The organism is Variovorax sp. 01T439_2, from assembly GCF_056398445.1.
On the sequence record NZ_JBFTPJ010000773.1, the window covers coordinates 1 to 2,883 of the forward strand.

At 65.2% G+C, this 2,883-nt stretch carries 4 protein-coding genes; all 4 read left to right on the forward strand.

The window, feature by feature from the left end; genetic code table 11:
• Positions 1–210, forward strand: a 210-nt coding sequence (locus tag AC1DOC_RS27495; protein ID WP_478130902.1) for an acyl-CoA dehydrogenase family protein, incomplete at its 5' end; no start/stop codon positions are given.
• Between the two features lie 9 nt (positions 211–219).
• Positions 220–1,755, forward strand: coding sequence for an AMP-binding protein (locus tag AC1DOC_RS27500; RefSeq protein ID WP_436046310.1), 1,536 nt, complete (start codon positions 220–222; stop codon positions 1,753–1,755).
• 10 nt (positions 1,756–1,765) lie between these two features.
• On the forward strand, positions 1,766–2,557 hold the full coding sequence (locus AC1DOC_RS27505; protein ID WP_026284151.1) for a citryl-CoA lyase: 792 nt from the start codon (positions 1,766–1,768) through the stop codon (positions 2,555–2,557).
• A gap of 10 nt (positions 2,558–2,567) precedes the next feature.
• Positions 2,568–2,883 (forward strand): acyl-CoA thioesterase (locus AC1DOC_RS27510; RefSeq protein ID WP_478130903.1); only part of this gene is annotated, 316 nt, incomplete at its 3' end.

The window sequence follows — 2,883 nt, forward strand, 5'->3', positions numbered from 1 at the left end:
CTATGCGAGCGAGATGGGTTGCCGCGTCACTATGCGAGCGAGATGGGTTGCCGCGTCACCGACCGGGTGCTGCAGATTTTCGGCGCCATGGGCTACATGTGCGAACTGCCCGTCGAACGCTTCTACCGCGACGCGCGCGCTTTCCGCATCGGCGAAGGTACCTCCGAGATGCAGCGCCTGCAGATTGCCCGCGCGGCGCTGGCTGGATGAGGAGCGGTCATGGCCTTTGACATTCTCGACCAACACTCCACGGAATTGCCCGCGTTCCACGCCGCCGGGCAGACGGCCACGCGGGCCGAACTGAAGATGGCGGGGCAGTGCGCCGCCACGTTCCTGCAGCAGTTGGGGCTACGTCGCGGCGACACTGTGGCCGTCTGGATTCCCGATGGCGCGATCTGGCTGCAGCTGCTGTTTGGCGCTGCGCAGCTCGGGGTGCTGATGGTTCCGGTCAGCACGCGGCTCAAGCTGTCGGAGGCGCAGCACATTGTCGGCACTGCCGCGGCGCGCGTACTCGTCGTTCCCGAGAAGTTTCTGGACTTCGACTACGCGGGTGCAGGACGGGCTATGCAGGCTTCGCTTACCGCACTCGCTCATGTGATCGAGGTGCCTGCGGAAGGCGGCTTCCAATGGCTGGCTTGCGAGCCGCATCGCGAATTTGCCGGCCGGGATGCCGATGCGCTGTGCACCTTCAGCACCTCCGGCACCACGGGCAAGCCCAAATTGGCGGTGCATACCCAGGGCGGCCTCGCCGCGCATGCTCGCAACGCAGGCCAGGTGACGGAGATCCGTCCCGGCGACGCGATGCTCTGCGCGCTGCCGCTGTATGGCGTGCTCGGTTTCGTCTCGGCCGTGGCGGCGCTCGCGGCCGGAGGCACCTGCGTGTTCCTTCCGGTCTTCAAGGCGGACGCCGCCGCGGCGGCCATCGAGCGTCACGGGGTAACGCACTTCTACGCATCCGACGGCATGTTCGACATGGTCTTCGGCGCGCAGGGCCACTCATTTGCGACCTGGCGCCGCGGCGGCTTCGCCGAGTTCGCCGGCCTCGGCGCCAAAGTCATCGATGGGGCCTGGGGCCGTTGGGGTCTGCGGTTGAGCGGCATCTACGGCATGTCGGAATGCCTGGCCTTGATGGCCATTCGGGACACGACCGGCGACGCTCGCGAGCGCGGTATGGCCGGCGGCACGCCGATCTCGCCGGAGATGCGCTTTCGCATCGTCGATCCGGGCACCGGCCTGCCCAAGGAAGACGGCGAGCAGGGCGAGCTGCAACTGCGTGGCTACAACGTCATGAAGGGCTACCTGAACAACGCCGCTTCCACGGCCGATGCGTTCACTTCCGACGGCTGGCTCAAGACCGGCGATCTCGCCTATGCGAAGGGCAACGAGTTCTTCTACCTCGCGCGGCTCAAGGACAGCCTCCGCCTGAAGGGCTACCTGGTCGATCCCACGGAGGTCGAGGACTTTCTCTGCAGCCACCCCGGCGTCGAGGCCGCGCAGGTCGTGGGCGTCCACCAGGACGGCGAGGGAGACGTGGCCGTGGCTTTTGTGCGACCGTCGGCGCAGCCCGCTGCGGAGTCGGAATTGCTCGCCTACTGCAAGGGCGGCATCGCGGGCTTCAAGGTCCCGCGGCGCATCGTGCCGATCGACGAGTTCCCGCAATCGAGCGGGCCCAACGGGGTCAAGATTTTGAAGAACGTCCTGCGCGAGATGGCGAAGCCACATCTCGAATCCTCGCCCTCCTCAACAGCTCAATAGAAAGACGTCCATGAAAAATGGTGAAGTGAAATCGGACATCGCATGGGCCAGCCCGACCCAGGTGGTGGTGCACGGCCTGGACCTGTGCGAAGAGATCGTCGGCAAGGTGGACTTCGGACAGATGGCGTTCCTGCAGCTGTTCGCGCGACTTCCAGACGAGCGCGAACTTCGCATGTTCAACGCGATGATGGTGATCCTGGTCGAGCATGGCATCACGCCTTCGTCGCTCGCCACTCGCATGACTTATTGCGGCGCACCGGAGTCGGTGCAGGCCGCAGTCGCGGCAGGCTTGCTTGGCCTGGGCTCGGTATTCGTGGGCTCGCTCGATAACGCTGCCCGACTGCTGCAGGAGTCCCTGCCAGATGGCGGCAAGGGCGGCGATGAAATCGACGTGGAAGCCAAGGCCCGTGAAATCGTCACGGGTTATCGGGCTCGCAAGGAAATCTTGCCGGGCATTGGCCATCCGTTCCACAAGCCAATCGATCCGCGCACGCCGGCGCTCTTCAAGGTCGCGAAGGAGACCGGGTACTACGGCCCGTATGTGCGGCTCATGGAAGCGCTTGGCATCGAAGCCACGCGTCAGGCCAATCGCCCGCTTCCGGTCAACGTGACCGGCGCGATGGCGGCGGTCGCCTCCGAGATGGGCATCCCATGGAAGATCTGCCGCGGCCTCGCGGTGTCAGCGCGCGCTGTCGGCCTGGTCGGTCACATCCTCGAGGAGATGCGCCAGCCGATGGCGGAAACGCTCTACCTGCGCGTCGAGCACGAGGCGACGGCGCACATGCATCCCTCGAACGCCTGAGAAGCAGCAGATGACTGCCCAGGCCATCACAGAAGCGCCCCGAAGAATGGCTGCGCCGGTGCGCGGCGACTTCCGCTTCTGGACGCACGAGAAGCTGCGCAACGCGGACACCGACCAGTTCCGCCACGTGAACAACGCGGTGATTTCCRCGCTCTTCGAAGCGGCCCGCATGGAAATCTTCTCACCCCCTGCGATTCGCGAGTTGATGGACGGCGGCAATCTTGCCATCGCGAGGTTGCTGGTCGAGTTTCGCAAAGAGGTTCACTTTCCTGGACACGTGGACATCGGCAGCACCGTGGTAGCCGTTGGCAAGACCTCAGTACGTA